The sequence below is a fragment of the Chloroflexota bacterium genome (genome assembly GCA_016875535.1).
In the GTDB taxonomy this organism is placed as follows: Bacteria; Chloroflexota; Dehalococcoidia; order SHYB01; family SHYB01; genus VGPF01.
This window is the reverse complement of sequence record VGPF01000078.1, coordinates 1-3,327: the sequence shown is the minus strand read 5'-3', so window position 1 is coordinate 3,327 and position 3,327 is coordinate 1. Positions and strand designations below refer to the sequence as shown.

Sequence of the window (3,327 nt, the reverse complement as noted above, 5' to 3'; positions counted from 1 at the left end):
CACCTCTGATCGCGCTGAAGGCCTCAAGTCCTTCCTGGAGAAGCGCGCGCCACACTTCGCAGGCCGATGACTGTTCCAAAATGAGCCCCCAATTCTCACCCCATCGCGCTTTCGCGACCTCCAACCGCTTCCTTCTCAGGGGACAGAGGTCGAGGTCTGCCGAGATCCCGATGCCGCGTCGAGAGGGCAGGGGTTAGGTTCCTCCCATGAGCGCATTCGAGACCATCCTCCTGGAAAAGGCCAACGGCGTCGCCTGGGTGACCCTCAACCGCCCGCGCGTCCTAAACGCCTATAACATCAAGATGCGCGATGAGCTCTTCGAGACCCTGGGCCTCATCGCCTCTGACAGCGATGTCCGCGTCGCCGTCTTCCGCGGCGCGGGCGAAAAGGCCTTCTGCGCAGGCGCCGACCTCACGGAGTTCGGAAGCGCTCCCTCCCAGGCCATCGCCCGCCAGGTCCGCTTCGAGCGTGATGTCTGGCATCGCTTCCTCTCCCTCCGCCAACCCCTCATCGCAGCCATCCACGGCTATTGCCTCGGCTCCGGCATAGAGATCGCCCTCTGCTGTGACATCCGCATCGCCTCGCCGGAGGCCAAGTTCGGCCTGCCGGAAACGGGCCTCGGCATGATCCCCGCCGCAGGGGGTACCCAGACCCTGCCGCGCATCGTCGGCATTCCCCGGGCCATGGAGGCCGTGCTGACGGGACGCACCATGGAAGCGCCCGAGGCCAAGCGCATCGGCCTCGTGAACAGCATCGAGGCGAAGGACGATTTCTTCGCCAAGGCCCAGCGCCTGGCGGAGGATCTGGCGGCCCTGCCGCCCCGGGCCCTCGCCTATGCGAAGGAGGCCGTCCATCGCGGGGCTGACCTCTCCCTGGCGAACGGCCTCGAGATCGAACGCAAATTGACAGCCCGGCTCGCAGGAGCCGCCTGAGCTGAGAGAAACCACGGAGGAGCCTGCATGAATACGCCCGAGTTCCTGATGGTGACCAGCGCCATCGCCCCTGATCGCGCCGCCATCCTCTTCGAAGACAAGAGCTACACCTTCAACGACCTCCAGAACCGCTCCACGCGCCTGGCGAACGCCCTCCAGGGCATGGGCATCGGCAAGGGCGATCGCGTCGCTTACTGCGATGTGAACACCAACCAGTGCCTGGAGACCTACTTCGCCTGCGCCAAGGTCGGCGCCATCTACGTCCCCCTGAACTTCCGCGCCAAGGCCGATGAGATCGAGTTCATGATCCAGGACTCCGGCGCCGCCGTCGCCTTCGCAGGCGAGCGCTACTACCCGATGTTCAACGAGATCAAGCCCCGCATCCCCGACGTCAAGCACCTCGTCGCCCTCGGCAAGCACCACCAGGGCTGGCATGACTACGAGAAGACCATCGCAAGCTCCGCCGAAGACGAGGTCTTTACCGATACTGAGGAAGCCGACCTGACGATCCTCATGTTCACCGCAGGCACCACCGGCAAGCCCAAGGGCGTCATGCTGGCCCACCGCAACTTCTCCGACTATGTGACCAACAACGTTACCCCCGCCGATCCGGACGTGGAGGAGAAGAACATCCTCACCGTCCCCATGTACCACATCGCTGGCATCCAGGCCGTTATGGCCGCCGTCTATGGCGGGCGCACCCTGGTCATCCAGCGCCAGTTCGATGCCGAAGACTGGATGCGCCTGGTGCAGTCCCACAAAGTAGACCGCGCCATGATGGTCCCCACCATGCTCAAGCAGCTCATGGACAACCCCAGCTTCAAGAAGTACGACCTCTCCTCCCTTAAGGTCATCACCTACGGCGCGGCGCCCATGCCCCTGGAAGTCATTAAGCGCGCCATCGTGGAGCTCCCCAACTCCCGCTTCATCAACGCCTTCGGCCAGACGGAATCGGCCGCCACCATCACCATGCTGGGGCCGGACGACCACGATATCCGGGGCACTACGCCCGCCGAACGCGAGCTGAAGATGAAGCGCCTGGGATCCATTGGCAAGCCGCTCCCGGACGTGGAAGTGCGCATCATGGGCGAAGACGGCAGCCTCCTCTCCACCGGCCAGGTGGGCGAGATCGTCGCCAAGGGCGGCCGCATCATGAAGGGCTATTGGAAGCAGGAGAAGGCCACCTCCACCACCATAGATAAGAACGGCTGGCTCCACACCGGCGACCTGGGCTACCAGGACGAAGGCGGCTACATCTTCCTGGCCGGGCGCGCCAAGGACATCATCAAGCGCGGCGGCGAGATGATCTCCCCTGAAGAGGTGGAAAACTGCATCCTCGAGCACCCCGCCGTGGAAGACGTCGCCATCATCGGCGTGCCGGACACGGAATGGGGCGAGCGCGTCCGCGCCTGCGTGGTGAAGAAGGCCGGCCATAGCGTGACCGAAGCCGAGCTGATCGAGTTCTGCCGGGGCAGGCTCGCCAGCTTCAAAAAGCCCGAGTCCATCATCTTCATCGCCGAGATCCCGCGCAACCCCATGGGCAAGATCCTCAAGAAGGACCTCCGCGCCCAGTACAACCAGCCCATCACCGCCTAAGGCGAGCCTGCGGAGTATTCATCGCGGGTTCTGTAGGGGCGGCCCGGTAACATCGGGCGAACGCGGTCCTTTCTGAAGGACTCCGTGTGCTTCACCGGAGCGCGCGCCTTTGAACCGGATCGCCACGATCCTCGATGTCTGGCCTGCCCATGCGCAAAAGTCAGAGCCTCGGTTCATTGCAGATGCTGTGTTGGGTTGTGGGAACAACCCAGGGCGCTCCGGTGCGGCACCGATGCAGCATGCGGAGTGAGGAGACACGCGGTCCGAGCGGTCCGGACTCGTAGGAACGAGAGTGAGGGCGCGTGCCCCGCGCCCCTACGTGTTGGTTTCACCTCCTGCTCTTTCTTTAGCCTGCTCTTTGTTCTTTTTACGTTTCACGGTTGAGGTGTCGCGGTGGGAAGCGTTATGCGGACGGTCTATGGGAGGGACATGGACGACGTTTGCGAGCGTTTAACGTGGCGGCGGTGAAACCGCTACAGGATGGGCAGGCCCACGTGCTCCGAGTCTCGTGGAGACTACAGGAACGGAAGGGACTCGGAGCGTCCTCGGCGACAGGTGTCAGCCGGTCACGCTCGCGGTGAGCCTACGGGTGGTTTGGAGTTTGCCCATAGGGCAGGGTAATCACCCTCTCCTCTCGCATTCGCGAGTTCCTCTCCCATCGAGGGAGAGGAGGGTGAGCATCCATGCTCTTTCAGACAAAATCCGTTTCGGCATACCTCCTCGCCCGCCCCGCTCACGGGCGGGACGCGCGTCGCTATCCGCTATCAAACCGACCGCTCTCGCGACACCTCTTTAGCCA

At 63.6% G+C, this 3,327-nt stretch carries 2 protein-coding genes; both read left to right on the top strand.

Translation table 11 applies throughout. The features are described 5' to 3' along the window. Positions 1 to 206: 206 nt before the first annotated feature. The gene (locus FJ039_12565) at positions 207 to 932 is read left to right on the top strand and encodes an enoyl-CoA hydratase/isomerase family protein (GenBank protein ID MBM4406979.1); all 726 of its coding nucleotides are present in this window, start codon (positions 207 to 209) and stop codon (positions 930 to 932) included. Positions 933 to 959: 27 nt separating this feature from the next. Then, a complete protein-coding gene (locus FJ039_12560; GenBank protein ID MBM4406978.1) occupies positions 960 to 2,528 on the top strand; it encodes a long-chain-fatty-acid--CoA ligase in 1,569 nt (522 codons plus the stop codon). The last annotated feature ends 799 nt before the right edge of the window (positions 2,529 to 3,327 follow it).